Here is a 26,076-nt window from a genome sequence, read left to right as displayed (position 1 = left end):
TCACCCCGCGTATACCGGACACATCCCCCGATCTGCGAGGAGGCAGACGCCATGACGGACGCGGTGATCGTCGACGCGGTACGGACCCCCATCGGCAAGGGCAAGCCGAACGGGAAGCTGGCCGGGGTGCACCCGGTCGACCTGCACGCCCACGCCCTCCGCTCGCTCGTCGAGCGCACCGGCGTCGACCCGGCCCGGATCGACGACGTGATCAGCGGCGCCGTCGGCCAGATCGGCGAGCAGAGCATGAACACCGCCCGCTGGGCCGCGCTCGCCGCCGGCCTGCCGGAGTCGGTGCCCGCGGTGACCGTCGACCGCCAGTGCGGCAGCAGCCAGCAGGCCGTCCACTTCGCCGCGCAGGGTGTCCTCGCCGGCGCCTACGACCTCGTGATCGCCTCCGGTGTCGAGTCGATGAGCCGGGTGCCGATGGGCAGCCAGGTCGCCGGGCGCGACCCGTTCGGCCCGCAGGTCGCCGCGCGCTACCCGGACGGCCTGGTGCCGCAGGGCATCAGCGCGGAGCTGATCGCCGCGAAGTGGGGCCTGACGCGGGAACAGCTCGACGCGTTCTCCGCCGAAAGCCACCAGCGCGCCGCGAAGGCGTGGGCCGAGGGCAAGTTCGCCCGCGAGGTCGCGCCGCTCAAGGCACTCGGTCCCGACGGCGTCCTCGTCGACGTCACGACCGACGAGACCGTCCGGCCTGGCACCACGCCGGAGATCCTCGCCGGGCTGAAGCCCGCGTTCCGCGCCGACGTGTGGGAGCAGCGCTTCCCGGAGCTGGACTGGCGCGTCACGGCGGGCAACTCCTCGCCGATCAACGACGGCGCCGCCGCCCTCATGATCACCAGCAGCGAGACGGCCGCGGCGCTCGGCTTGCGCCCGCGCGCCCGGATCCGGAACTTCGCCGTCGTCGGCGACGACCCGCTGTACATGCTCACCGGCGTCATCCCGGCGACCCGCAAGGTCCTGGACCGGGCCGGGCTCAGCGTGTCCGACATCGACGCCTTCGAGGTCAACGAGGCGTTCGCGAGTGTGGTGCTGGCCTGGCAGGCCGAGATCGGCGCCGACCTGGCGAAGGTCAACGTCCACGGCGGCGCGATCTCGATCGGCCACCCCCTCGGCGGCAGCGGCGCCCGCCTCATGACGACGCTGCTGTCGGTGCTGGAGGAGACGGGCGGCCGCTACGGCCTGCAGACGATGTGCGAGGCGGGCGGCCTCGCCAACGCGACCATCATCGAGCGCCTCGACTGACACGCGAGATAGGCCCGCAACGCCGCCACGGCTCCCCCGGGATCCGTGGCGGCGACCGGGAACGCGTCGTCGTAGCCGAGGGCGAGCAGTGCCTCGCGGGTGGTCCGCAAGCGGCCGCCGATCACCACGGGCATCCCGGCCAGTGCGGAGTCGGCGCGCACGCCGCGAAGCACGTCCAGCCCCGGATCGCCGAGCGCGGTCGACAGCACCAGGCAGTCCGGACGTTCCCGGCGGCAGGCCCCGAGCGGGTCGGCCGACACGCGCACGACGTGGCCTTCGCGTTCGAGGATCACCTGCAGCGCGACCAGGCTCCACGCGCCGGTGTCCACACCGGACAGCACGATCTTCACACCGGGCGGAGCCGCGAGCCGGCCCGGAAATACGTCAGTCTTCGGGTGGTTCTTCGACCCCGTCTCGGTCGGCCCACTCCAGCAGCGTTTCGAGGGAGAACACCGCGTCGTCCATGCCCGCGTGGAGGTCGCCCAGCTCGGCGAAGCGGGCCGGGACGGTCGCGATGGTGAAGTCGCCGGGCTCGGCGTCGTCGATCTCGTCCCATCGGATCGGGGTTGAGACCGTGCCCTCCGGGTTGCCGCGCACCGAGTAGGCGCTGGCGATCGTGTGGTCGCGCGCGTTCTGGTTGTAGTCGACGAACAGCGTGCGCGGGTCGCGGTCCTTGCGCCACCAGGTCGTGGTCACCTCGTCCGGGGCGCGCTTCTCCACCTCCCGGGCGAAGGCCAGCGCGGCGCGGCGGACGTCCTGGAACCCCCAGCGCGGCTCGATCCGGACGTAGACGTGCAGCCCGCGCCCGCCGGACGTCTTGGGCCAGCCGACCGCGCCCAGCTCGTCGAGGATCTCGTGCGCCACGTGCGCGACCCGGCGGACGCGGTCGTAACCGCACTCGGGCATCGGGTCGAGGTCGATGCGCCACTCGTCGGGTTTTTCGGTGTCGGCGCGGCGGGAGTTCCACGGGTGGAACTCCACTGTGGACATCTGCACCGCCCAGGCCACGTGCGCCAGTTCGGTGACGCACAGCTCGTCGGCGTGCCGGTTGTACCGCGGGAAGGTCACCCGCACGGTCTCCAGCCACGGCGGCGCGCCGTTCGGGACACGCTTCTGGTGCACCTTCTCCCCCGCCACGCCGGACGGGAAGCGGTGCAGCATGCACGGCCGCTCGCGCAGCGCGTTGACGATGCCGTCACCCACCGAGAGGTAGTAGTTGACCAGGTCGAGCTTGGTCTCGCCGCGGGCCGGGAAGTACACCCGGTCCGGGTTCGAGATCCGCACCGTGTGCGGCCCGACTTCCAGCTCCACCGCCTTCTGCGCCATAGCACCAGACGCTAGCCCAAATTCGGCGTTACGGTGATCCGGTGAGCCTGCCGACGGACGGTCATGTCCACACCGAATGGTCCTGGGACACGGTCACCGGGTCGATGACCGGCTCCTGCGAACGGGCGCTCGAGCTGGGATTGCCGTCGGTCGCGTTCACCGAGCACGCCGACCTCACGCCGTGGCTGATGCCGGAGCCGATCCGGTCGTTGCTGCCGGACCACTTCCGGGTGCGCCTGCGCCCGGACGGTGTCCTGGAGCCGCCCGACCTCGACGTCCCGGGTTACCTGGCGGCGGTCGAGGAATGCCGCGACCGGTTCCCGGACCTGCGGATCCTGTCCGGAGTGGAGCTGAGCGAACCGCACTGGCACCGCTCGCGTGCCGACGCCCTGCTCGCGTCCCACTCCTTCGACCGCGTGCTGGGGTCGGTGCACTCCCTGCCGGGCGACGACGGACACCACCACGAGCTGACCGTGGTGACGGACCGCCCGCCGGGCGAGATCCTGCGCGCGTACCTGACGGAAGTGCTGGGCCTGGCCGAGTCGACGGCCGACTTCGCCGTGCTGGCGCACATCGACTACGCCCTGCGCTCCTGGCCCGCCGAAGGCCCGCCGTTCGTGGTCGCCGACTTCGAAGAGGAGTTCCGCACCGTGCTGCGGGCCCTGTCCGGCAGCGGACGCGCGCTGGAGGTCAACACGAAGGTCCCACTGCCGGGCGAGGTGGTCCGCTGGTGGTTCGAGCTGGGCGGCGAGGCCGTCGCGTTCGGCAGCGACGCCCACGAGCCGGCCCTGGTCGGCCACGGCTTCACGACAGCGGCGGCCATGGCAGAGTCCTGCGGCTTCCGCCCCGGCCACACCCCGCACGACTTCTGGCGCCGCTGACGGCACTTTCACGTGAAAGTGACGTCCGGGCTGTCACCCGAATGCGCCGCCCCCGGTGACCGCCCGGACGCCACTTTCGCTGAGAAAGATGCGTCTGAAGGCCGCCTGGACGCATCTTTCCTAGCGAAAGTGCGGCTTTGCGGCGCAAAGCGTCACTCGGGTGGGCGTCAGGCCAGGGCGTGGCGGCCGTAGGCGCGGACCTCCGTGCTCTGGTCCAGCAGGCGGGTGGCCACCCGGCTGCTGGACGCGTCCAGTTCGGCGCGGTCGCCCGTGCCCCAGTCGCCCAGCCGTGAGGCCAGCCAGTCGTGCCACGCCCGGACGACCTTGGCGAACTCCTCGCGGCCTGCGTCCGTGAGGGCCCAGCCCGCGTTGTAGCGCAGGTGCCCGGTCAGCTCCAGCCGGTTGAACGCCGGTTCGAGCACCGAGGCCGGCACACCGAAGTGCTCGCCGATCGCCCGAAGTGTCGCCGGCTCGCCCCGGCGTTCGCGCAGGTGGACCTGCAGCAGGCACCAGATGCCACCCTCGTCGAGGTCGCTGCCGGCCCGTTCGACGATCGCCGGGGCGACCTTGCGGCGCTCGCGGAAGAAGAGCGTCGCGACGGCGCGTTCCAGCTCACGGTCGTCCGTGCGGGCCTCCGGCATCGCGAACCCGTCACCGAGGTCGGGCGCCGCGGCGCGGGCGGTGTCGCGCAGCGGGACCTCCTTGAGGAAGAATGCCAGCGCGAACGCGACCAGCCCGACCGGGGCGGCGGCGAGGAACACCACGTGCAGCGAGTCGCTGTAGGCCTCGATCACCGGCGCCGACACCGCGTCCGGCAGGGCGTGCAGCGCGCTCGGGATCTGCGTCACCCGTGGATCGACGCCGGGTGGCAGCGGATGGGCGGCGGCCGCAGCAGCCAGGTTCGGGGCCAGCTGGTTGGCGTACACCGTCCCGAAGATCGCCGCGCCGAACGAGCTGCCGATCGAGCGCAGGAACGTCACGCCGGACGTGGCGACGCCGAGGTCCGCGTAGTCGACGGTGTTCTGCACGGCGATGGTCAGCACCTGCATGCCGAGCCCGATGCCCAGGCCGAGCACGGCCATGTACGCCGACGCCTCCCAGAACCCGGTGTCGGTGTCGAGCCGCGAGAGCAGGTACAGCCCGATCGTCATGCCCGCGGCGCCGACCAGCGGGAAGATCTTGTACCGGCCGGTCTTGCTGACGGCGTTGCCCGCGGCGATCGACGCCACCAGCAGCGCCAGCACCATCGGCAGCAGCCGGACCCCCGACGTCGTCGCCGACGTGCCCTGGACGTACTGCATGTACGTCGGCAGGTACGACAGCGCGCCGAGCATCGCGAAGCCGACGACGAAGCTCATGATCCCGCCGACGGTGAACACCGGGTTCCGGAACAGCCGCATCGGCAGCATCGGTTCCTCGGCTCTCAGCTCCACGAAGACGAACGCCGCGAGGAGGATCAGCGAGCCGACCGCCATCCCGATGATCGTCGGCGAGCCCCACGCGTACTGCGTGCCGCCCCAGCTCGTGACGAGCGTCAGCCCGGTCGCGGCGAGGCCGATGAGCAGGATGCCGAGGTAGTCGATCACCGGCTTGACCGCGGCGCGCGCGTTCGGCATCGCCGAGGTCGCGACGATCAGCACCACGATGACCAGCGGGAGGTTGACGTAGAACGCCCAGCGCCAGGACAGGTGGTCGACGAAGAACCCGCCGAGCATCGGGCCGGCGACGGTCACCACGCCGAACACCGACCCGAGCACACCCTGGTACTTGCCGCGCTCGCGCAGCGGGACGACGTCGGCGATCAGCGCGGTCGAGGTGACCATCAACCCGCCGCCGCCGAGACCCTGCACCGCGCGCCAGACGATCAGCCAGACCATGCTGTCGGCGAACCCGGCGCAGAACGAGCCGATGCCGAACACGATCACCGACAGCTGGAACATCAGCTTGCGGCCGAAGAGGTCGCCGAGCTTGCCGACGACGACGGTCATGATCGTCTCGGCCAGCAGGTAGGACGTGACGACCCAGGACAGGTGCCCGGCACCGCCGAGGTCGCCGACGATGGTGGGCAGCGCCGTCCCGACGATGGTCTGGTCCAGCGCGGCCAGCAGCATCCCGAGCAGCACCGCGCCGAAGACGGCGTTGACCCGCCCCTTGCTCAGCTGTGGGGGTGCCGGCTCGTGGGCGACCTCCGCGGTGGCCGTCATGGCACCCTCCCTCGCTCGGCCTCCCAAGCTAGTGCGCGCGAGCGGCCGGCGCGGGGTCCACTGTGGATCGTCACTCGTTCCGGTGATCGGTGAGCGTCCAGCGCTCGCGGGGCGGCGGCCCAGGAGTACGTCATCGACGCGACCGCGCCCTTGGACGCCGAGTAGGCGGCCGCCCCACGCTGCCCGGCCATGGACCCGGACCTCACGATGACGCCGCCGCTGCGCGTGCATGACCTTCGCGGCCGCGGCGCGTGGTAGCCCACCGCCGCGTTGTTCACCAGGCCGTCGACCGCGCCGAACCGGCTGTAGCACCGCCTGATCGGCGCCCGGCCGTAGTCCGCGTCAGCGACCGAACCGACGCGCCGCGTGCCGGGCGATTCCCGTGGCCCGAGTACCGCTCAGGGGGTGCGCCGCAACGTCACGTCGAACGGCTCGAAGCCCTGCGCGCGGTAGAACTCCAGCGCGCCCGCGTTGGCCGCGAAGGCCTTGACCCGCAGCTCGTTCGCCCCGTTTTCCTTCGCCCAGGCGAAGAACGCGGCCACCAGCTCGCCGCCGATCCCGGCACGCCGGTGGCCGGCGTCGACCCGCAGGCTCTCCAGCTCCGCCGTCACCGCGCCCGGCCGCAGCGGGTTCGGCGGGCGCAGCCGCCCGACCAGGTGGCCACCGCCACCCGGCGCCAGCAGCAAGAGGGCGGCCGGATCCTTGACGAGGTCGGCGTAGTAGGCCTCGCCCTCACGGGCCGGCCAGCCGGTGTCCATGAACGGGTCGTGGCGGCCGGCGTCCTCGGCGAACAACCCCGCCACCGACACGACGAACTGGGGAACTTCCTCGGCGGTACATACGGAAACAGTCATGCCGGACACCGTAACCCGGCCATTTTTTTCGTGTAAATAACAACTTTCAAGGCCGCAGATGCGCCAGGCTTTCCAGCGCGAGCTGCTCCAGGTGCCCGGCCGCGGCCGGGCTGCCGCCCGCGGCGCGGAAGGACGCCGACAGCCTCTCCGCGGCCCGGCGGTACGACGCTTCGGTCAGCACCTCTTCGACCGCCGCCGCGATGCGGGTGGCGTCGGCCCGGCCGAACCGCAGGCGGACGCCCGCGCCGGCCGCGACCACCTGGGCGGCCACGATCGGCTGGTCGTCGCGGATCGGCGCGACGACCAGCGGCAGCCCGTGCCACAGCGTCTCGCAGACCGTGTTGTGCCCCGCGTGGCACAGCACCGCGTCGACCCGCTCCAGCAGCGGGAGCTGCGGGACCCGCGGGCACACCAGGACGTTCGGCGGGACGGCACCGAGCACGCCACCCGGGTCCACGACCACCGCGCGCGCTTCCAGGCCGGCGAACGCCTCCGCCGTCGCGGCGAGGAATCCCGTGCCCGCGTCCGTGTTGGCGGTGCCGAGCGAGACGAGCACCGTGGGGCGCAACGGGTCGAGCCACTCCCACGGGAAGTCCGTTGTGGACGGACGACCGGTGATCGACGGCCCGACCAGCCGGACGTTCGGCGGCAGCACCGCCGCGCCGAGCAGCTCGCGGGTGGTGAAGGCGAGCACGCCGTGCGGCGAGAACCGGGGGTCCGCCGGGCCGCCGCCGATCCGCGCGCGCAGCCCGTCGAGCAGGTCCGCCACCCACTCCGCCACCTTCGGCATGCCGGCGAGCGGGTCGACCAGCTCCGCGGACGTCGTCGCGGAGGTCACCCACGGCAGGCCGCGGGCGTCGGCGAGCAGGCCGCCCGCGAGGGCCTGCTGGTCGGCGACGACCACGTGCGGTCCGAACGCGTCGATCGCTGCGGCGACGCCGGGTGCCATCGCGTCGGCCAGCGGGATCAGGAAGTCCTGCCAGAGGAACCGCAGCGCGGCGGGCCCCTTCAGCTCGGGTGGCCGCTCCGGCGCGTCCGGCGGCACGGCGCAGGAGAACACGAGCGCGTCGGGGCCGGCCAGGTGCCACAGCAGTTCGTCGTGCCCGGCCCACGCGATCTCGTGGCCGCGCGCGGTGAGCTCGGCGGCCACCCCGGCGGCCGGGTTGACGTGCCCGACCAGCGGCGGGACGACGAAGAGGAACCGGGCCACTACCGCACCCGGGCCGGGAGCCGGGAAACGTCGCGGACCCACTCGAAGATCAGCTCGATGGTCTCGGCGGTCCGCTCGACCAGCACCGAGTGCCCCTGGTCGGGCAGCACGACGGTGCGGCAGTGGTCAAGGTGCTCCTCGAAGTGCGGCACCTGCGCCGCCAGCCCCGAGTCACCGCCGAACAGGGCGAACACCGGGCAGTGGACGTCCGAAAGGTCCGCGGCGATGGTCGCGCTGCGCGGGATGTCCTCGGCCATCGTGGTCGTCTGCAGGATCCGGTTGGCCGCCTTCGACAGTCGCGCGGTGTGCGCGCCGTGGTTGTCCTTGATCCAGCCGATCACCTCGTCGATGGCGAGGCGGGTCTTCGCGTCGGCGAGGCCGTCGGCCATGTGCCGCGTCCAGTCGGCCGTCGGCGGCTCGGCCTCGATGGCGATGACGCTGGCGACGCGGTCCGGCCGGGCGGCGGCCAGCCCGAAGGCCACCGAACCGCCGAACGAGTTGCCGATGACGTGCACCGGCCGGGTGATCCCGAGCGCGTCGAGGACGTCGACCAGGTCGACGACGAACGATTCGAGGCGATAGCCGCTCTCGGGGCGGGTCGTGCGGCCGTGCCCGCGCAGGTCGTACATGAGCACGTCGAGACCGCGCTCGGCGAAGGCAGGCCCGAGGGTGAAGTAGTAGCTGGCGAGGCTGTCGGTGAGCAGGCCGTGGACGCACACGACGATCGGCGCGTCGCCGTCCAGCGGGACGTCGGGGGTCAGGCGCTGGACGTGGACGTCCAGTTCACCGGCGCGGATCCGGCTCATGGCCGTTCCCGCAGCGAGGCGACGATGTAGCGGACCAGCTCGCCGACGGTCAGCGCGATGATCTCGTCCAGGTCGCGCTCGGCGATGAACGTCGCGAAGTTGACGCGGTCGCCGTAGTGCTCGCGCAGCTGCCCGGACAGCGCGACCAGGTCGACGCTCTCCAGCTCCAGGTCGTCGTGGAACGTCGTGTCCATCGTGATTTCCGCGTCGTCGAGGCCGTATTCCTCAAGCAGCTCACGCAGCATCCCACTGAGCTGGGCGAGCACCGCCGCCTCGCCGGTGGCCGTCGTCTCGATGCTCATTCCGCGGTCTCCTTCGTCTCCTCGGTCCAGGCCACGACGTACCGGCGCGGCGGCGCGCCCGGCGGGTTCGCGGTCTCGGTGCAGTGGACGTGGTGGTCGTGCCCGGCCACCCGGACGGTCAGTTCCCCCGAAGCCGCAGCGACGACTTCGAAGTCGCGAGGTTCGCCCCGCAGCCCGGTGCCGCGCAGTTTCGCGACGGCTTCCTTCGCGGTCCAAAACCGGGCGAACCAGACGTCCGGATCGCCGTCCTGCGCCTCGAACAGCGCCCGTTCAGCCGGGCCGAAGGCCGCGTCCACAGTGGACTCGGCCCGCGGGGCGATCTCTTCGACGTCGATCCCGCACGGACCGAACCTCGCGATCGCGACCCCGGCCTCAGCCCGGTGCGCGATCGAGATCGTCACCGGCGGCAGCTCCCGGCCGTACGCTCCGGTCGCGTGTGGACGGCCCGCGTCGTCGTTGCCGATGCGCAGCTCGGCCGGGAACATCTCGGGTTCCCCGCCGGCCCAGAGGAACTGGCGGACGGCGTCCTTCGCCGCGATCCGGCCGAGCAGCCACTGACGACGTCCCCGCGGGGGCCGCCGGTCGTAGGCGTCGCGTTCCGGCCCGGCGAGGTAGTTCCGCATGATCAGCTCACGGGTCGCCAGGTCCGGCCACTGCTCGTGGACCAGCGCCCAGCCGCCGGGCTGTTCCTTCGACAGGGTCGAGCGCTCGGGCGTCCGGTCGGCCTGGCGGATGTGCGGGGTGCTGTCGAACCGGCGGTCGCGCCAGCCGGTGAATTCGGCCCACACCTGTCCGTTGCAGACGAGCTGCATGTCGGCGTCGAGGAACTCCTCGGTCAGGGACGTGATCTTGACCAGGCACTCCAGCCGCTCCCCCGGCGCCGGGTGCGGGCCGTGGAACCGGATCTCGCGCATCGCGACCGGGAAGACGGTGGTGCGTTCCGGCAGCCGGGACATGATCCAGTAGCCGAGCACCTGGCCGACGTTGTCGAGCAGCGCGCCAGGCGCGGCCGGGGTGGTGAGCACCGCGCGGACGTGCCGTTCGCCGACGGCCGTCAGCTCGGTGACCCCGTGGAAGCGCGGGCCGTGGAACATCCAGCGGTCGTCGTACAGCTCGGCCGCCTTTGTCGTGGGCACTTCCTCGGCCGCGAACCGCCACGGCGCCGGGGCACCGGCGGGATACGCGGTGGCCAGTTCGACGACGGCCTGGGAGTAGCTGCCCAGCGCAGCCAGTACCCGGTCCTGGCCCTGGGGGACGACGCGCACCGGCACGGTGACCGCCGGGATCGCGGTGATCCACTGGTTGAGCCGGACGTCGTGCACTGCCACCGCGCGGCGGCCGGGAGCGGCCTGCTCGGCGAATCCCATCAGGCGGTCGATCACGGTGGTGGCCGGGACCACGGGCCAGCGGTCCGCCGGGTCGGCCCGGGGTGGCTGCTTGAAGAAGCAATGGTCGAGCAGGTACGGCATCGAATCGATCGAGACGTCCCACGTGGTGTTCAGCTCGACCGGCGGCGTTTTCCGGCCACCGAGCACAGTGGACGCCAGGTTCGCGGTGTCCTGCAGCAGCGCGGCGAACTCGGCGGCGAGCGGGCCCTTCCCGGCCAGGACGTCCACCGTGGCCCCCAGCCGGGCGCCGACCTGGGCGCGGGTCCGGTCGTCGAGGCTGATGACGTGCCCGCCGAGGTCGAGCTTCACGGCCTTGCGGGCCGTAGCCCGGGTCTGTCCCGGCAGCGCCGTGCCGTCGACGGCCAGGCCGTCGGCCCACAACGCCGTCGCGACACGCAGCAGCTGGGCGAGCCCGGGCCGGTGCGGCGAGTGCGCCGCGACGACCAGGTGGTCCTGGCCGTGCAGGGTGTCGCCGATGAGCGAGCCGAGCTGACCGGCGCCGACCTGCACGAACGCCCGGAACCCGGCCGCGTGCAGCGTCTCGGCCAGCGGCCGGAACCGGACCGGCTCGAGCAGGTGCCGCACGAACAGCTCGCGGACGCCGGCCTCGGCGGCCGGGTACTCCGACACCGTCGTCGCCGACCAAAGCGGGAGTTGCGGCGGGTGCAGGGTGAAGCCTTCGGCCGCCGCGCGGATCGGGCCGAGGTAGGGCCGCAGCATCGGGGTGTGGAAGCCGGAGCGGAACGGCAGGACCTGGGAGACGATCCCGGCGGCCCGGAACATCTGGACGAGGGCCTCGACGGCCGCCGCCGGTCCGCAGATCATCGCCTGGTTGGGGGCGTTGTCGTGGGAGAGCACAACGTCGTCGCGGCGGCCGAGCTCGGCGAGCACCTGGTGCGCGGACGCGCCGATCGCGGCGAAGGCCAGGCCCGGCACGACCAGGGTGTCCGGGTCGAACCGGGCGAGGAAGGCGTCGATCTCGTCCGGCGCGTACACGCCCGCCGCGGCCATCGCCGTCCACTCGCCGAGGCTGTGACCGGCCACGGCGTCCGGCGTCACGCCCATCCGGCGCAGCGCGGCTTCCAGGAGCCGGCCCAGTTCGAACACGGCGGCGCCCTGGCGGCCGACGTCACCGACCTCGGCATCGGAGTGCTGCCAGGGCAGCCCGAAGTGGCGAGCGACGTCACCGCAGTTCAGGGCCAGTTCCGCCTCCAGCCCGGGGAAGACGAACGCGACCTTGCCGCCACCCGGGCCGAGCAGCGGCTGGTCGGTGAACCAGACGTCGTTGCGACCGCGCCACGGCCGTCCACGGCCGACCGCCTTGCGGGCCAGCGCCAGGCGTTTCTCGGTCGGATCGACGATGCCGAGCCGCACCGGCCCGGCGCCCTCCGGCGCGGTGAGCACCGCGCGGTCCGGTCCGGAAAGGACGTTCCGCAGAGCGTCGACGGTCGGCGCGGCGAGCCGCAGCACGCGTTCGGCCTCCCGCACGACGACCGGGGTGGCGCGGTCGGGAGCCTGCTCCAGCACGACGTGCGCGTTGATCCCGCCGAAGCCGAACGCGTTGACCCCGGCGCGGCGCACGGCCGACTCCCACGGCCGGGCGGTGTCCAAAGTGGAGAACCGGGTCTTGCCGAGTGCGGGGTTCGGGTCGTCGCAGTGCAGGGTCGGCAGCAGCACGCCGTGGTGCACGGCGAGCGCGGCCTTGACCAGCCCGGCCACGCCGGCGGCGGGCATCGTGTGCCCGATCATCGACTTCACCGAGCCGATGACCGCGCTCCCGGCCTCCCCGAACACCTCGGCGAGGGTGGCCAGCTCGGCGGTGTCCCCCGCCGGGGTCGCGGTGCCGTGCGCTTCGAGCAGGCCGAGGGAGTCGGGTTCCGCCGGGTCGAGCCCGGCGGCGGCCCAGGCCTGCCGGACGGCGCGGACCTGGCCGCCGGAGTCCGGGTTGGCGAGGCTGGCGGTCCGGCCGTCGGAGGCGACGCCGGTTCCGGTCACCACGGCGTAAACCCGGTCGCCGTCGCGCTGGGCGTCGATGAGCCGCTTGAGCACGACGACGCCGGTGCCCTCACCGATCAGCACGCCGTCGGCGTCGCGGTGGAACGGCCGGATGCGCTCGGTCGGCGACAGCGCGCCGAGCTGGGTGAACACGCTCCAGAACGTGATGTCGTGGCAGTGGTGGACGCCGCCCGCGAGCACGACGTCACAGCGTCCGGTGGCGAGTTCGCGCACGGCGTGGTCGACGGCGATCAGCGAGGACGCGCACGCGGCGTCCACTGTGTACGCCGGGCCGCGCAGGTCGAGGCGGTTGGCCACCCGGGACGCGGCCAGGTTGGGCACCAGCCCGATCGCGGACTCCGGCGCCTCCGGGCCGAGCTGGTCGGTGAAGGCCTGCCGGACGGCGTCCAGGCGGTCGGCGTCCAGTTCCGGCAGCAGCTCGCCGAGGGTGCGCACGAGCTGGCTCGCGGTGCGGACGCGCTGGTCGAGCCGGACCAGGCCGGGTGTCAGGTAACCGCCACGGCCGAGGATGACGCCGACCCGGGAGCGGTCGGCCGGCAGCCGGTCCGGGCCACCGGCGTCCGCGAGAGCCTGGGCGGCGACGCGCAGCGCGATCAGCTGGTCGGGCTCGGTGGCGGGGATCGAGTTCGGCATGATGCCGAACCCGGTGACGTCCACTTCGGCCAGTTCGTCGACGAACCCGCCGCGCCGGCAGTAGATCCGGTCCGCGCGGCGCTCGGCGTCCGGGGCGTAGTGCGCGCCGTCCCACTTCCCCGCCGGCACCTCGGTGATCGCGTCGACCCCGCCGACGAGGTTGTTCCAGTAGGTGTCCAGGTCGGGCGCGCCGGGCAGCAGCACCGACATGCCGACGATCGCCACGGGATCCGGCATCCGCGTCACCAGCCCGACGCGGTGCAGACGACGGCGGACGTCTCCGGACGGCCCCAGGCCAGCTCGCGCAGCAGGCCGAGGGTGCCTTCCTCCGGGTCGATCAGCCCGATGCCGCGGCGGGCGTAGTCGCGCATCAGTTCGGGGGTGACCATGCCGTCGTTGGTGCCGGTCGGCGCCCACGGTCCCCAGTGGACGGTCACCGCGCGGCCGGCGGGCCAGCGGTGGCCGAGGGATTCGAGGGCGTCGTTGGCGGCGGCGTAGTCCGACTGGCCGCGGTTGCCGAGCGCCGCGGCGATGCTGCCGAAGAGCACGACGAACTTCGGCTCGTCGGGCAGGTCGGCCGTCGCTTCCAGCAGGGTCTTCGCGCCGTCCACTTTGGTCCCGTAGACACGGGTGAACGACTCCGGCGTCTTCTCGGTGACGAGCTTGTCCTCGATGACACCGGCCGCGTAGACGATGCCGTCGAGGCGGCCGTGCTCGGCGTGAATCTCCTTGACCGCGCGGTGCACGGCCTCGGCGTCGAGCATGTCGACCGACTGGTAACGCACCGGGCTGCCGAGGGCTTCGAGCCGCTCGAGCGTCCCGCGGACCTCACGTTCGCCGAGGATCCGGCGCACGGCGCGTTCGATCTCGGCCGGGCTCTTGAGTCCGCTCGCGATCAGTGCGGCCCTGAGCGCCTTGGCGTCCCGGGCCTGCGGATATTCGTCCTCGGCAGTCGGCACCGGCGTCCGGCCGACCAGTTCGAGACGGCAGTGGGACGCGGCGGCGAGCGTCGCGGCGAACCGGGCGGTGATGCCCTTGGCGCCACCGACGAGCAGGACGACCGAGTCGCGGTCCAGCCCGGCCGCGGTGGCTTCGGCGGTCCCGTCGCCGGCCGGGCCCGCGCCGCTGCTGCCGAGCAGGCCGAGGTCCTGTTCGGTCATCCGGAACCCGCGGCGCTGCTCGCCGTCCCGGACCACGACGGGCTCGCGGTCCACAGCGGACAGCTCGGCGACGAGTCCTTCGGCTTGTTCGTCGACGGTGGTGCCGCGCGGGTGCTCGACGACCCGGGCGATCGTGTCGGGGTACTCGCGGGAGACGCTGCGGTAGAAGCCACGCAGGCCTTCGCCGGGCCCGGCGGTGAGCAGCCAGGCGGGGTTCCCGGCGAGGGCGTCACGGTAGCGGGGGAACGCGGCGGGCAGCACGGACCCGTCTTCCGCGAGGTCGAGCACACCGTCGAACCCCGGCCGGACCGTGTCGGCGATCTCGGCCGTCGCGCCCAGCTCGATCAGCCGCGTTCGGACGGCGTCGGCCAGCGGCCCGGCGCCGAGGACCAGGAACTTCCGTCCGGTGACCTCGGGAGCGGCAGCGGGCGCGAGGTCGACCTCGGCCATGACCAGGCGCTTCGGCGCGACGATCACCGGCCGCGGCTCGGCCGGCCCACCGACGACCGGCAGCGGCGCGGTCTGCGGCGGTTCGGCGGTCCTGCCGACAGACTCGGTTCGCGACGGTTCGGCCGCCCCGCCGACAAGCCCGGCGATCGCGGCGGCGGTCCGGGCCTTGGCGAGTTCCTCGACGTCACCGTCCGGGTCGAGCCCAAGCCGGGTGGCCAGTTCCCCGGCGATCTCGGCCCTCTTGATCGAGTCGACGCTGAGGTCGGCTTCCAGATCGAGGTCAGGCTCGATCATGTCCACCGGATAGCCGGTCCGGTCCCCGATCACCTCGATCACGGTGTCCAGCACGGACCGCGCAGCCACGACGACCGGCTGCGGCGCACCCGGCCCGATCAGCTCCGCGATCGCCGCGGCCGTCCGGGCTTTGGCGAACGTCTCCACGTCCGCACCGGCGTCGAGCCCCAGCCGCGACGCCAGCTCGCCCGCGATCTCGGCGCGTTTGATCGAGTCGACGCTGAGGTCGGCTTCCAGATCGAGGCCGGGCTCGATCATGTCCACCGGGTATCCCGTTCGCTCCCCGATCACCTCGATCACCGTGTCCAAAACCGACAGAACCGGAGCCTCCGGGACCACGACCGGGAGCGCCTCGACGACCGTCGCGACCACCGGCGGGGCGGCCAAGGGGGCTGGGACGTCGGTGCCGAAGTAACCGAGCAGGACGTCGCGCTGGGCCGCGATCATCTCGCGGCTCGTGCGCAGGAAGTCCGCCACCATCGCGTCCGAGGTACCCGCCGTCGGAGAGACGGGCGCCAGGACCTGCGGGAGCCGTTCCGCGGGCTGGAGGGCGCCCGCCGGGATCGTGCCGTCCGCGGTGCGGAGCAGGTGGCCGTCCACCGTCCACCCGGGACGCTTCGGCCGTGGCACGGAGGCCGCGTCGACGGCGTCGCGGCCGCGGAACAGCCAAGCCGTCTCGATCGCCACGCCGGACGCCGCCAGCTGGGCGAGCGCGTCGAGGAACCCGGGCAGTCCACGGCGTCCCGGCTGCTCGAAGCCGACCGTCCGATGCGGACGGTCACCGAGGATCGCCGTGACCTGCTTCGCCAGCACCGCGCCAGGACCCGCCTCGACGAAGACGCGCGCGCCCGCCGCGTACATCGCTTCGATCTGCTCGACGAACCGGACCGGCGACCCGATCTGCGCGGCCAGCTCGCTGCGGACGTCGTCCGGGTACGGCGCCGCCGTGCGGTTGCCGTACACCGGGATCGACGGCCGCACGACGCCGATCGCGTCGAGCGCCTCGCCGAACGTCTCCCCCGCGGCCGCGACCAGGGGGCTGTGGAACGCGCACGCGACCTGGATCCGTTTCGCGCCGAGCCCGGCGGCCCGCAGCAGCCCGACCGCCTTCTCGACGTCGGCCGTCGGCCCGGAAATCACCGTCTGCTTGGGCGAGTTGTGGTTGGCCAGGACCACAGAGCCCAGTTCCGCGACGACCGCACCGACCTCGTCGGCGGGCGCGGAGACCGCGGCCATCGCGCCCGGGTCCGACGACGGGATCGCGCCGAGGATGGCTTCGGCCCGGGCGTGGCTGGCGTGCAGCAGCGCTTCCGGGGTGAGGGCGCCGGCCGCGGCCAGGGCCGTCAACTCGCCGTAGCTGTGGCCACCGACCATCGCGGGCCGGACGCCGGCGCGGGTCAGCAGCCGGAACGCGGCCAGCCCGGCGAGGCCGAGCGCGGGCTGGGCGACCCGGGTGTCGGTGACGCGATCCGCACAAGCCTGCCGCGCCGGTTCGCCGAACACAGCGGGACCGAATACCGTCGACGCGGTGGCCGGGTCGAGCCGCAGAAAGCGCTGCAGCTCCGGGAACGTGACGAACAGGTCGGCGAACATCGCCGGCCGCTGGCTCCCCTGGCCGGGGAACAGCACCGCGACCTCGCCCGACTCCTCAAAGCGGTACACCCCAGGCGCGTCGGAGCCGGACAACGCCTGACGCAGCAACCCGGTCAGCTCGTCCACAGTGGACGCCACGACCGCGAGCCGCACCTTCCCCGAGGCCCGGCGGGACGCGCTGAGCGCGAGGTCCCGCAGCCGCCACGGCTGCTTCCCGGCGGGGACGTCCTCGGCCAGCGCGAGCAGGTCCCGCACCGCCGCGTCCGTGGCGAAGGTGAACAGCTCGGCGGGCCACTCGTCGCCGACGTGGGCGGGCGGGACACCGTCGTGCGCGCCGAGCACGACGTGAAAGTTGGTGCCGCCGAAGCCGAACGCGCTGACCCCGGCGATCCGCTCGGCGGGCGGCGCGACCCACGGCTGTGGCGCCGCCTGGAACACGAACGGGCTGGTCGACGGGTCCCACGCCGGGTTCGGCGACTTCACGTGCAGGGTCGGCGGTTTGACGCCGGTGTGCAGCGCCATCGCGGTCTTGATCAGGCCGGCGAGGCCCGCGGCGCACTTGGTGTGGCCGATCTGGGACTTCACCGAGCCGATCGTGCAGCCGCCCGGGGCCGCGCCGGCCTCGGTGAACACCTTGGTCAGCGTGCCCAGCTCGGTCCGGTCGCCGACGACGGTCCCGGTGCCGTGCGCCTCGACCAGCCCGACCTGCGCGGGCGAGACGCCGGCGTTGCGGTACGCGCGGGTCAGCGCGGTGTGCTGGCCTTCGGGCCGCGGCGCCGTCAGGCCGAGCGCGCGCCCGTCGGACGCCGCGCCGACACCCTTGATCACGGCGTACACGCGATCGCCGTCGCGTTCCGCATCGGCCAGCCGCTTCAGCGCGACGCAGGCGACGCCTTCGCCGAGCGCGATGCCGTCGGCCGCGCTGTCGAACGTCGCCGAGCGTCCCGTCGGGGAAAGGGCGTGGGCCGAGGCGAAGAGGAGGTAGTCGTTGATGCCGTTGTGCAGGTCCGCGCCGCCGCACAGGACGAGATCGCTGGTGCCGGCGGTCAGTTCCTTGCACGCGACGTCGACGGCGGTCAGCGAGGACGCGCAGGCCGCGTCGACGGTGTAGTTCGCCCCGCCCAGGTCGAGGCGGTTGGCGATCCGGCCGGCGATGACGTTGGCGAGCACACCGGGGAACGAGTCCTCGGTGATCGTCGGCAGCCGTTCGTCCAGCGCGGGCGGCAGTTCACCCAGGTAGGACGGGAGTACCGAGCGCAGTGTCATCGCGTTGGACAGGTCACTGCCCGCCTCGGCGCCGAACACGACCGATGTCCGCGCCCGGTCGAAGGCGCGCTCGCCGTAACCCGCGTCGGCGAGCGCGCGGTGCGCGGCTTCCAGGGCCAGCAGCTGCACCGGCTCGATGCTGGCCAGCGACGACGGCGGGATGCCGTAGCGCAGCGGGTCGAAGCCGATCTCGGGCAGGAACCCGCCCCAGCGTGACGGCGTTTTCTCGCCCTGGCCCTCGGGGTCGAAGTAGAGGGAGGTGTCCCAGCGCTGCGGCGGCACCTCGGTGACGGCGTCCGCGCCGGCCAGGACGTTCGCCCAGAACGACGCCAGGTCCGGCGCCTGCGGGAACATGCAGGCCATCCCGATGATCGCGACGTCCAGCGGTTCGGGTGCGGGCGGCTCCGTCGTCGTGACGCCGAACGCGGCGGCCCGCTCGCGCAGGAAGGCGTTCGCCCCTTCGCCGACCGCGGTGTGCAGGTCCGCGATCGTGGTGACGGCCGAGCGCAGGACGGCGACTTCGCCGGCCATGAACATGCCTTCGGTGAGCTGGCGGTCCTCGCCGACCTCGCGCAGCTCGGCGCCGACGCGCTCGATGCCCTTGCTCGCCAGGCGAAGCCGCCCGACGTTGAGCGTTTCCAGCTGCTCCCAGGCGTCCCGGCTCGGCACGCCGCGCTCGGCGAGCTCCGCCTTGAGCGCCGCGTACTCCTCGGTGAACGGGCTGCGGACGCACCGGGTGGCGTGCCCCGGCGCGGTTTCGAGGAGGTCGGTGTGCCGGGCTTCGAGCAGCTGCCGCTGGAACAGCGGGAGGACGGCCCCGGCGTCGACGGCCTCGTGGGTGAAGAGGTAGGCGGTGCCCATGAGGACACCGACCGCGGCGCCGCGGACCGCGACCGGCGCGGCGAGGGCGGCGACCATCGCGGCCGAGCGCTCGTCGTGGATCCCGCCCGCGAACAGGATCTGCAGCTCCGCGGCGGCGTCCGGGGTCGTCGTGAGGAAGTCGCCGAGGACACCGAGCTGGGCCTCCCAGAGCGGGAAGCTGGTGCGCGGGCCGACGTGGCCGCCGCACTCCGAGCCTTCGAAGACGAACTTGCGGGCGCCGGCGTCGAGGAACTGCTTGAGCAGCCCGGGTGCCGGCACGTGCAGGAAGGTGCTGATGCCGACGTCTTCCAGTGCCGTGGCCTGGGCCGGGCGGCCGCCGGCGATGATCGCGTGCGTGGGCCGCAGCTCGCGGATCACCTCGAGCTGCGCGGCCTTGACGTCGTCGGCGGCGAAGCCGAGCACGCCGACGCCCCACGGCGCACCGCCGACCGCTTCGCGGGTGCGTTCCAGGACTTCGCGGGTCTGCTCCGGACCGGACAGCGCGAGCGCGATGAACGGCAGCGCGCCGCCCGCGGCGACCTCGGCGGCGAACGCGGCCTGGTCGCTCACCCGGGTCATCGGGCCCTGCGCGACGGGCAGGGTGGTGCCGAACGCGCGGCTGCCCGCGGTGTCCGGGCCGAGGACGGTGACGTCCGCGCGCAGCGCGTCGCCGATCGCTTCGCGCACGCCGCGCACGGCCGCGGTCACCGTGCCCCAGCGGTCGCGGAAGCGGGTGGCGAGAAAGACGTCCTGACCTGCTTCGATCGGCGTGGCCGTGCCGCGGCGGGACAGTACGCGGACGCCGTCGACGACCACGGTCTCCGAGCCGTCGAGGCCGGTGACGGCGGTGGTGAGCGCCGAGGGCAGTTCCGCCTCCGGCAGGAGTGCGAGCTGGGTGTCGACGACCACGCCGGCCGCGCCACCCGCGATCGCGGCGGCCGCGGTGTGCGGGCCGATCCCGCCCGCCGCCCAGACCGGGACGGTGTCGTCGGCCAGCAACGCTTGCAGCAACACGAAAGTGCTCAGCTCACCCGTCCGGCCGCCGCACTCGTGACCGCGGGCGATCAAGCCGTGGGCGCCCCCGGCGACCGCCCGCGCGGCCGACGCGCGGCTGGTGACCTCGGCCAGCACCCGCCGGCCCGGGAAGTCGCGCGCGGTGCACGGCGAGTCCTCGGTCAGCAGGACGGTGCCCGCGGCTTCGGGCAGTTCCGCGCCCGCGGGCGGGCGCGCGAGCCGGACCCCGAAGGCCGGGATCCCCCATTCCGCCAGCAAAGCCAGCTCTTCCGACGCCGGGTTCGCCGGGCCGGTCAGGTCGAGGACGCCGAGCCCGCCACCGCGCGCGGCGGCCGCGACCCCGCGCGCCGAGGGCCACGCGAGCGGCGAGACGGCGACGACCGGCAGCGCCGGTTCGCGGTCGTCTTTCGAGACACGCATGGGAACTCCCGCTACAACCGAAAGGGTGATGGGGTAACGGGGAGTACTTAAGCGCGTTCACCCCGTTCCGTCAACAACCCACCGCGAATTCGTCGCGGCGGTGCAGAAAATTCGGGATGGACCAGGCTGGAGACGCAAGAATTTAACGCGGCCGTCACGTACCACGGGCCGGGATCGGGCACGGGATATCTGTTGTACAGCGGCCAATAGCCCGCCACGACGGCCATACACCCTGGTCGCAGTGGTCCACACCTCCGGACGGGGCAAGCCATCTCACCCGGTGGACGCAGTGGGACTGCCCGCACCGGACCACTCCGTCCGGCGGGTGCGCCGTTTCCCGGACGCCAACACCAAGTGTCGTGACGGTAAAATCGACCACATAACCCGGCCCGTCACGGCATTAACGCGGAGCGGAATACCGAATGATGCGGCAACTATTCCCCCGGCATTTTTCCCGACGCCGGAAAGAATCACCCGGAATGCGCCGGGCCGGTCCGGCACCTTCGCTCCGGTCCACTGTGGATTCCCCGAACGCCCGGGTTCCGCGTGTTCACACGACCCGGGACGGCGAGCCCGACGTCGGACAGCCCGGCGACCTGGGCGACTCCCGGTATTCGACCAGGCACCTTCGGTATCTCCGAGTACCGGCCACCGGGCGGCCTAGATCGAAATTCTCGCCGCGCGCGTTACGGATCTTTCCTGAGAAAAAGCTGAAAACATTTCGCATACCCGTCGGTAACGGTGGACACATCGTCTACCCTTGGACGCACTGTCCAAGCATGGAGGTGCCGTGGAGTACTGGTACGCCGACGAGCGCTCGGGGACGCGCTACCCGGGTGACCCGCTGCGCTGGCGGGGTGACGACGGCGCCCCGCTCACCGTCGCGCCGCTGCCCGGCCTGGCCCCCGGCGACGTCGACACCGGGGTCCGGTCGCTCTGGCGCTACCGCGCCGCCCTGCCCGGCGACCTGCGCCCGCTCTCGCTCGGCGAGGGCTGCACTCCCCTGGTCCCGCGGCCGTGGGGCGACGCCGAGGTCCGGTTCAAGCTCGAGTGGTTCAGCCCGACCGGCAGCTTCAAGGACCGCGGGTCCAGCGTCATGGTGGCGGCCCTGGCCGGGGCCGGTGTCACGGAGCTACTGGAGGACAGCTCGGGCAACGGCGGCTCGTCCGTCTCGGCCTACAGCGCCGCGGCCGGGATCGCGGCGACCGTGCTGGCGCCCGAGGGGACGTCGGCCGCGAAGGTCCTGCAGACCCGCGCGTACGGCGCGACCGTGGAACTGGTGCCCGGCACCCGCGACGACACCGCCGCCGAGGCGGTCCGGCGGTCGGCGACCACGACGTACGCCAGCCACAACTGGCACCCGTTCTTCCTGCAGGGCACCAAGACCCTCGCCTACGAGCTGTGGGAGGACCTGGGATTCCGCGTGCCGGACGCCGTCGTCACGGTCGCCGGCGCGGGCAGCATCGTGCTGGGCCTCGACCTCGGGTTCGGCGAGCTGCTGGCCGCCGGTTCGATCGCGCGACGGCCGCGTCTGCTCGTCGCGCAGCCCCGCAACTGCTCCCCGATCGACGCGGCGTTCCACGACCGGCAGCCGCCGCCGTTCGCCCCGACCGTCGCCGAGGGCACCGCGATCCGGCACCCGATCCGGCTTCCGGAGGTCATCGCGGCGATCCGGCGCTCGGGCGGTGACACGGCCGCCGTCGAAGAGGACGCCATCGCCGCGGCCGCCCGGCGGCTCGCGGCCCTCGGCCTCTACGCCGAGCCGACCAGCGCGAGCGCCGCCGCCGCGATCGACGTGTTCCGCGAACGCCGGGCGATCCGGCCGGGTGAGACCACCGTCGTCGTGCTCACCGGCTCCGGGCTGAAGGCGCCCGGCAAGCTGCGGGAGCTGCTCGGATGACCGAGGACGAGCTGCTGTTGCGAGAGGCGGAGAAGATCGCGCACGCGGTCGGGCGGATGTTCCCGGGGTTGTGCGAGGTCGTGCTGCACGACCTGCGCGACCCGGCCCACGCGGTGCGCGCGATCGAAGGCGGCCTGTCCGGGCGGGCCGTCGGCGACCCGGCGACGGAGCTGGGCCTGGCGCGCATCGCCGACCCGGGCTTCCCCGACGTGCTGCAGAACTACCCGAACCGCTTCGCCGACGGCCGCCCGGCGAAGAGCACGTCGATCGGCATCCGCAATCGCGACGGCGAGTACGTCGCGGCGCTGTGCCTCAACCTCGACGTCTCCCTGCTGGGCTCGGCCGCCCACGCCCTGACCCGCCTCACCCGCACCGACGACCCGGCGCCCCTGACCGAGACCCTCCAGGCCCGCACGGCCGACGACCTGCGTGCGCTGGTCGAGGACTACGCGGCCGAGCGCGGCCACACCCCGCTCACCCTGCCCGCGACCGGGAAGAAGGACCTCGTCCGGTTGCTGAAGGCCCGCGGGTTCCTGGAGCTGAAGAACGCGGTGCCCGCGCTGACCGAGCTGCTCGGGATCTCCCGGGCGAGCGTCTACAACTACCTGCGTTAGAACACCGACCAGCCGGTCAACGTCGTGAACCGGTCCAAGGCCGCGACACCCGCCACCGAGTTGCCGCGCGCGTCCAAGCCCGGGCTCCAGACGCAGACCGCGCAGCGGCCCGGGACGATCGCGACGATTCCGCCGCCGACGCCGCTCTTGCCCGGGAGGCCGACGCGGTAGGCGAACTCGCCCGCCGCGTCGTACGTACCGCACGTCAGCATCACCGCGTTGATCCGCTTCGCCGAGCTGAGCCCGAGCAGCCGGGTGCCGTCGTTGCGGATTCCGTGGCGGGCCAGGAACAGCGCCGAGCGGGCGACGTCCCGGCAGGACATCGCGATCGAGCACTGGCGGACGTACTGGTCCAAAACGGACGGTACCGGGTTCCGCATGTTGCCGTAGGAGGCCATGAAGTACGCGAGCGCGCGGTTGCGGTCGGCGTGCCCGGCCTCGGACGCGGCCACCTCGGCGTCGACGTCGATGTCCGCGCGGCCGCTTTCCGTGCGCAGGAACGCCAGCAGCGCGCCCACCGCGTCGCCGTGGCAGGTGAGCTCGTCGGTCACCACCAGGGCGCCCGCGTTGATGAACGGGTTGCGCGGGATGCCGTCCTCGTGTTCCAGCTGCACCAGGGAGTTGAACGGGTCGCCGGACGGTTCGCGGCCGACGCGCGTCCAGACGTCGTCACCGCGGGCGAGCACCAGCGCGAGGGTGAAGACCTTCGACATGCTCTGCACCGAGAACGGCCGCAGCCAGTCGCCCGCGCCGTGCACGGCACCGTCCACATCGGCCACCGCGATGCCGAACCCCGGCCGGACCCGGGCCAGGGCGGGGATGTAGTCCGCGACGGCGCCGCGGCCGACCTCGGGCGCGACGTCGTCGGCGATCCGGTCCAGCAGCGCCGCGAGATCCACGGCCGTAGCGTAGAAGCCCGGCCTCGCGCGCGGTCACCGGGGTCGCCGATGATCTTGTCAAATCGAAACGGGAGATACTGGGAAAACCACCAAGGTGATCTCTCGCACACCTTAAGTCTTCCTTAGTGTGCTTGGTCACTTGCGGCTAACGCTCTAGCGTCTGGCAACCATGGATTCCTCGCTGCTCACCGAAAAAGGTGAAAGCTACTCGAAAGCGCTCGGCAACCGCCAAGTGCAGATGATCGCCATCGGCGGCGCGATCGGTGTCGGGCTGTTCCTCGGCGCCGGCGGCAAGCTCCACCAGGTCGGCCCGTCGCTGATCTTCTCCTACGCGATCTGCGGGGTGGCCGCCTACTTCGTGATGCGCGCGCTCGGCGAGCTCGTGCTGCACGAGCCGAGCTCCGGCAGTTTCGTCACCTACGCCCGGAAGTTCATCGGCCCGTGGGCCGGATTCGCCTCCGGCTGGATGTACTGGGTCAACTGGGCGATGACCGGGATCGCGGAGATCACCGCGGTCGCGATCTACGTCCACAAGTGGCTGCCGGACGTCCCCCAGTGGATCACCGCCCTGGTCGCCCTCGGCGTGCTGCTGGCCGTGAACCTGCTGTCGGTGAAGCTGTTCGGCGAGCTGGAGTTCTGGTTCTCGGTGGTCAAGGTGCTGGCCATCGTGGTCTTCCTGATCACCGCGCTCGGGCTGGTGTTCACCAGCGCCGACATCGGCGGCACCCCGGCCGGCGTGCACAACCTGACCGACCACAGTGGATTCTTCCCGGCCGGCATCGGCGTCGCGCTGATGACGCTGCAGGCGGTCATCTTCGCCTACTCGGCCATCGAGGTCGTCGGCATCGCCGCCGGCGAGACCAAGGACGCCCGCAAGATCCTGCCGAAGGCCATCAACAGCGTCGTCTGGCGGATCGGCGTCTTCTACGTCGGTTCCGTGCTGATGCTGGCGATGCTGCTGCCCTGGCCGTTCTACAACGGCGACGAGAGCCCGTTCGTCACGGTGTTCAGCCGCCTCGGCATCCCGGGCATCGGCGACGTGATGAACGCCGTCGTGCTGACCGCGGCGCTCTCGAGCGTCAACTCCGGGCTCTACTCCACCGGCCGCATCCTGCGCTCGCTGGCCGACAAGGGCGAGGCGCCGGCGTTCGTCGGCCGGATGAACAGCCGGCACGTGCCCTACGGCGGCATCATGTTCACCTCGATCGCCTACCTGCTCGGCGTGGTGCTGAACTACCTGGTGCCGAAGGAGGCGTTCGACATCGCCATCGCGATCGCGTCCCTGGGCGTGATCACGACCTGGGCCACGCTGATCTTCTGCCAGATGCGGCTGCGCCAGGCAGCGATGCGCGGCGAGGTGGAACGGCCGTCGTACCGGATGCCGTGGGCGCCCTACAGCGGCTGGGCGACACTCGCGTTCCTGGCCCTGGTGGTGGTGCTGATGGGCTTCTCCGACGGCGCCGAGAAGATCGCGTTCTACTCGATCCCGGTGCTGGCGATCGTCCTCGCGGTGGGCTGGCGGGTCATCTCGAAGCGCCGCGAACGCGTCCCGGCCGAATAGCGGCCGGGTGAGTGAAGGCCTCCTCGACGGCAACCCCGAGCCTCGAGGAGGCCTTCACGCGTTCCGGCGGGCATACTCGGACCTCCGAACAGGAGGTGCGCGGTGTCTTCGAGCACGGAACCCCGGCGGGTGACGATCCACGACGTCGCGCGCTCGGCCGGCGTCTCGCGGCAGACCGTCTCGCGCGCGCTCAACGACAAGGCCGAGATCGACGGCTCCACCAAGCAACGGGTCCTCGACGCCGCCCGTGAGCTCGGCTACCGCCCGAGCCGCTTCGCCCGCGGCCTGGTCCGGCAGGACACCACGACCGTCGGCCTGGTGGTGCCCGACCTGCTCAACCCGTTCTTCACCGAGGTCGCCTCCGGCGCACTGGAGGCGGCCCGCTCCCGCGGCTGGCACGTCGTCGTCTACGACACCGCCGACGACCTCGAGCAGGAGCTCGCGACGCTGCAGGTGATCGGCGCCCAGGTCGACGCGGTCGTCGGCTACTTCAGCCGGTCCGAAGAGGACCTCGACCGGCTCACCCCGGGCATCCCGGTCGTCCTCGTCGGCCGCGAGCCACGCACACCCCGGTTCAGCGGGATCGGCATCGACGGCGAAGAGGGCGTCCGGGAGGCGATCGCCCACCTCGTCTCACGCGGGCACCGGCGGATCGGCATGCTCGACCACGACCGCCGGCCCGAGCCCAGCGTCCGGCAGCAGTGGTTCCTCCGGGCGGTCGCCGAGCACGGGCTCGCCGTGGAGCCCGGCTGGATCACCCGGGCCGCCCAGACCGTCGACGGCGGTGGTGCCGCCCTGGCCGGCCTGCTGGCCGCGCACCCCGAGGTCACCGCCGTCTTCGCCTTCAACGACGTCATCGCCATCGGCGCCCTGCGCGAGGCCCGCCGGTTCGGCCTGCGGGTGCCCGCCGACCTCGCCGTCATCGGCTTCGACGGGCTCGCGCTCGGCACCCTGGTCGAGCCGGAGCTCTCCAGCGTCGCGCTCGACACGCGCTCGCTCGGCACACTGGCCGTCGAGGAGGCCGCGCGGCTGGCGACCGGGGCGGCCGAACCCGGCCGGCTGGTCGTCCGCGCCGCCCTTCACCTGCGCGAATCCGCCTGATCTCTTGACAGCGAGATCCACCGGACGCACACTTCCGGGCAATTCGTGAACGTTCACGGGAGCGTTCACGGGCAG

General features: G+C 72.6%; 16 protein-coding genes. 6 read left to right on the top strand and 10 right to left on the bottom strand.

Features of this window, described 5'->3' with window-relative positions; translation table 11 throughout:
* The first annotated feature begins 51 nt into the window (after positions 1-51).
* Complete coding sequence (locus ACIOD2_RS03750; RefSeq protein WP_400533945.1) at positions 52-1,248, top strand: thiolase family protein; 1,197 nt, start codon at positions 52-54, stop codon at positions 1,246-1,248.
* Here the strand turns inward: ACIOD2_RS03750 and ACIOD2_RS03745 are convergent.
* Complete coding sequence (locus ACIOD2_RS03745) at positions 1,179-1,598, bottom strand: hypothetical protein (protein WP_400533942.1); 420 nt, start codon at positions 1,596-1,598, stop codon at positions 1,179-1,181. The two genes, ACIOD2_RS03750 and ACIOD2_RS03745, sit on opposite strands and share 70 nt — an antisense overlap.
* A gap of 34 nt (positions 1,599-1,632) precedes the next feature.
* Complete coding sequence (gene ligD, locus ACIOD2_RS03740) at positions 1,633-2,574, bottom strand: non-homologous end-joining DNA ligase (RefSeq protein ID WP_400533939.1); 942 nt, start codon at positions 2,572-2,574, stop codon at positions 1,633-1,635.
* 41 nt (positions 2,575-2,615) lie between these two features.
* Here ligD and ACIOD2_RS03735 point away from each other — a divergent pair, with 41 nt between their 5' ends.
* The gene (locus tag ACIOD2_RS03735) at positions 2,616-3,455 is read left to right on the top strand and encodes a PHP domain-containing protein (protein WP_400533937.1); all 840 of its coding nucleotides are present in this window, start codon (positions 2,616-2,618) and stop codon (positions 3,453-3,455) included.
* A 167-nt stretch (positions 3,456-3,622) separates the two neighbouring features.
* Here the strand turns inward: ACIOD2_RS03735 and ACIOD2_RS03730 are convergent, their stop codons facing one another.
* The 7 genes from ACIOD2_RS03730 to ACIOD2_RS03700 form a co-directional block, all read right to left on the bottom strand.
* Complete coding sequence (locus ACIOD2_RS03730) at positions 3,623-5,659, bottom strand: DHA2 family efflux MFS transporter permease subunit (RefSeq protein ID WP_400533935.1); 2,037 nt, start codon at positions 5,657-5,659, stop codon at positions 3,623-3,625.
* A 398-nt stretch (positions 5,660-6,057) separates the two neighbouring features.
* Positions 6,058-6,513 (bottom strand): GNAT family N-acetyltransferase, encoded by a 456-nt coding sequence (locus ACIOD2_RS03725; protein ID WP_400533933.1) that lies wholly within the window; start codon positions 6,511-6,513, stop codon positions 6,058-6,060.
* A 46-nt stretch (positions 6,514-6,559) separates the two neighbouring features.
* Positions 6,560-7,723 (bottom strand): glycosyltransferase, encoded by a 1,164-nt coding sequence (locus ACIOD2_RS03720; RefSeq protein WP_400533930.1) that lies wholly within the window; start codon positions 7,721-7,723, stop codon positions 6,560-6,562.
* Complete coding sequence (locus tag ACIOD2_RS03715) at positions 7,723-8,529, bottom strand: alpha/beta fold hydrolase (protein WP_400533927.1); 807 nt, start codon at positions 8,527-8,529, stop codon at positions 7,723-7,725. Before ACIOD2_RS03715 ends, ACIOD2_RS03720 begins: the two co-directional genes overlap by 1 nt.
* Positions 8,526-8,831 carry an acyl carrier protein gene (locus ACIOD2_RS03710; protein ID WP_400533924.1) on the bottom strand — a complete coding sequence of 102 codons (306 nt, stop codon included), beginning with the start codon at positions 8,829-8,831 and terminating at the stop codon, positions 8,526-8,528. The genes ACIOD2_RS03715 and ACIOD2_RS03710 overlap by 4 nt, the downstream gene beginning before the upstream one ends.
* Positions 8,828-13,105, bottom strand: coding sequence for a beta-ketoacyl synthase N-terminal-like domain-containing protein (locus tag ACIOD2_RS03705; protein WP_400533921.1), 4,278 nt, complete (start codon positions 13,103-13,105; stop codon positions 8,828-8,830). The genes ACIOD2_RS03710 and ACIOD2_RS03705 overlap by 4 nt, the downstream gene beginning before the upstream one ends.
* A 5-nt stretch (positions 13,106-13,110) precedes the next feature.
* Positions 13,111-19,926, bottom strand: a complete 6,816-nt coding sequence (locus ACIOD2_RS03700) for an SDR family NAD(P)-dependent oxidoreductase (RefSeq protein ID WP_400533919.1) — start codon at positions 19,924-19,926, stop codon at positions 13,111-13,113.
* A 790-nt stretch (positions 19,927-20,716) separates the two neighbouring features.
* Between ACIOD2_RS03700 and ACIOD2_RS03695 the strand changes: the two genes are divergently transcribed.
* Positions 20,717-21,826 carry a pyridoxal-phosphate dependent enzyme gene (locus ACIOD2_RS03695; protein ID WP_400533916.1) on the top strand — a complete coding sequence of 370 codons (1,110 nt, stop codon included), beginning with the start codon at positions 20,717-20,719 and terminating at the stop codon, positions 21,824-21,826.
* On the top strand, positions 21,823-22,440 hold the full coding sequence (locus tag ACIOD2_RS03690; protein WP_400533913.1) for a transcriptional regulator: 618 nt from the start codon (positions 21,823-21,825) through the stop codon (positions 22,438-22,440). The genes ACIOD2_RS03695 and ACIOD2_RS03690 overlap by 4 nt, the downstream gene beginning before the upstream one ends.
* Here ACIOD2_RS03690 and ACIOD2_RS03685 read toward each other — a convergent pair.
* Complete coding sequence (locus ACIOD2_RS03685) at positions 22,437-23,339, bottom strand: glutaminase (protein ID WP_400533910.1); 903 nt, start codon at positions 23,337-23,339, stop codon at positions 22,437-22,439. The genes ACIOD2_RS03690 and ACIOD2_RS03685 overlap by 4 nt on opposite strands.
* Before the next feature lie 169 nt (positions 23,340-23,508).
* Between ACIOD2_RS03685 and ACIOD2_RS03680 the strand changes: the two genes are divergently transcribed.
* Both ACIOD2_RS03680 and ACIOD2_RS03675 read left to right on the top strand, forming a co-directional pair.
* On the top strand, positions 23,509-24,900 hold the full coding sequence (locus tag ACIOD2_RS03680; protein WP_400533908.1) for an amino acid permease: 1,392 nt from the start codon (positions 23,509-23,511) through the stop codon (positions 24,898-24,900).
* Between the two features lie 102 nt (positions 24,901-25,002).
* Positions 25,003-26,001: a LacI family DNA-binding transcriptional regulator gene (locus ACIOD2_RS03675; RefSeq protein ID WP_400533905.1), complete on the top strand. Its 999-nt coding sequence runs from the start codon at positions 25,003-25,005 to the stop codon at positions 25,999-26,001.
* Positions 26,002-26,076: the final 75 nt, after the last annotated feature.

It is taken from the genome of Amycolatopsis sp. NPDC088138 (assembly GCF_044741685.1).
Taxonomy (GTDB): Bacteria; Actinomycetota; Actinomycetes; order Mycobacteriales; family Pseudonocardiaceae; genus Amycolatopsis.
This window is presented reverse-complemented; position numbering and strand designations above follow the sequence as displayed.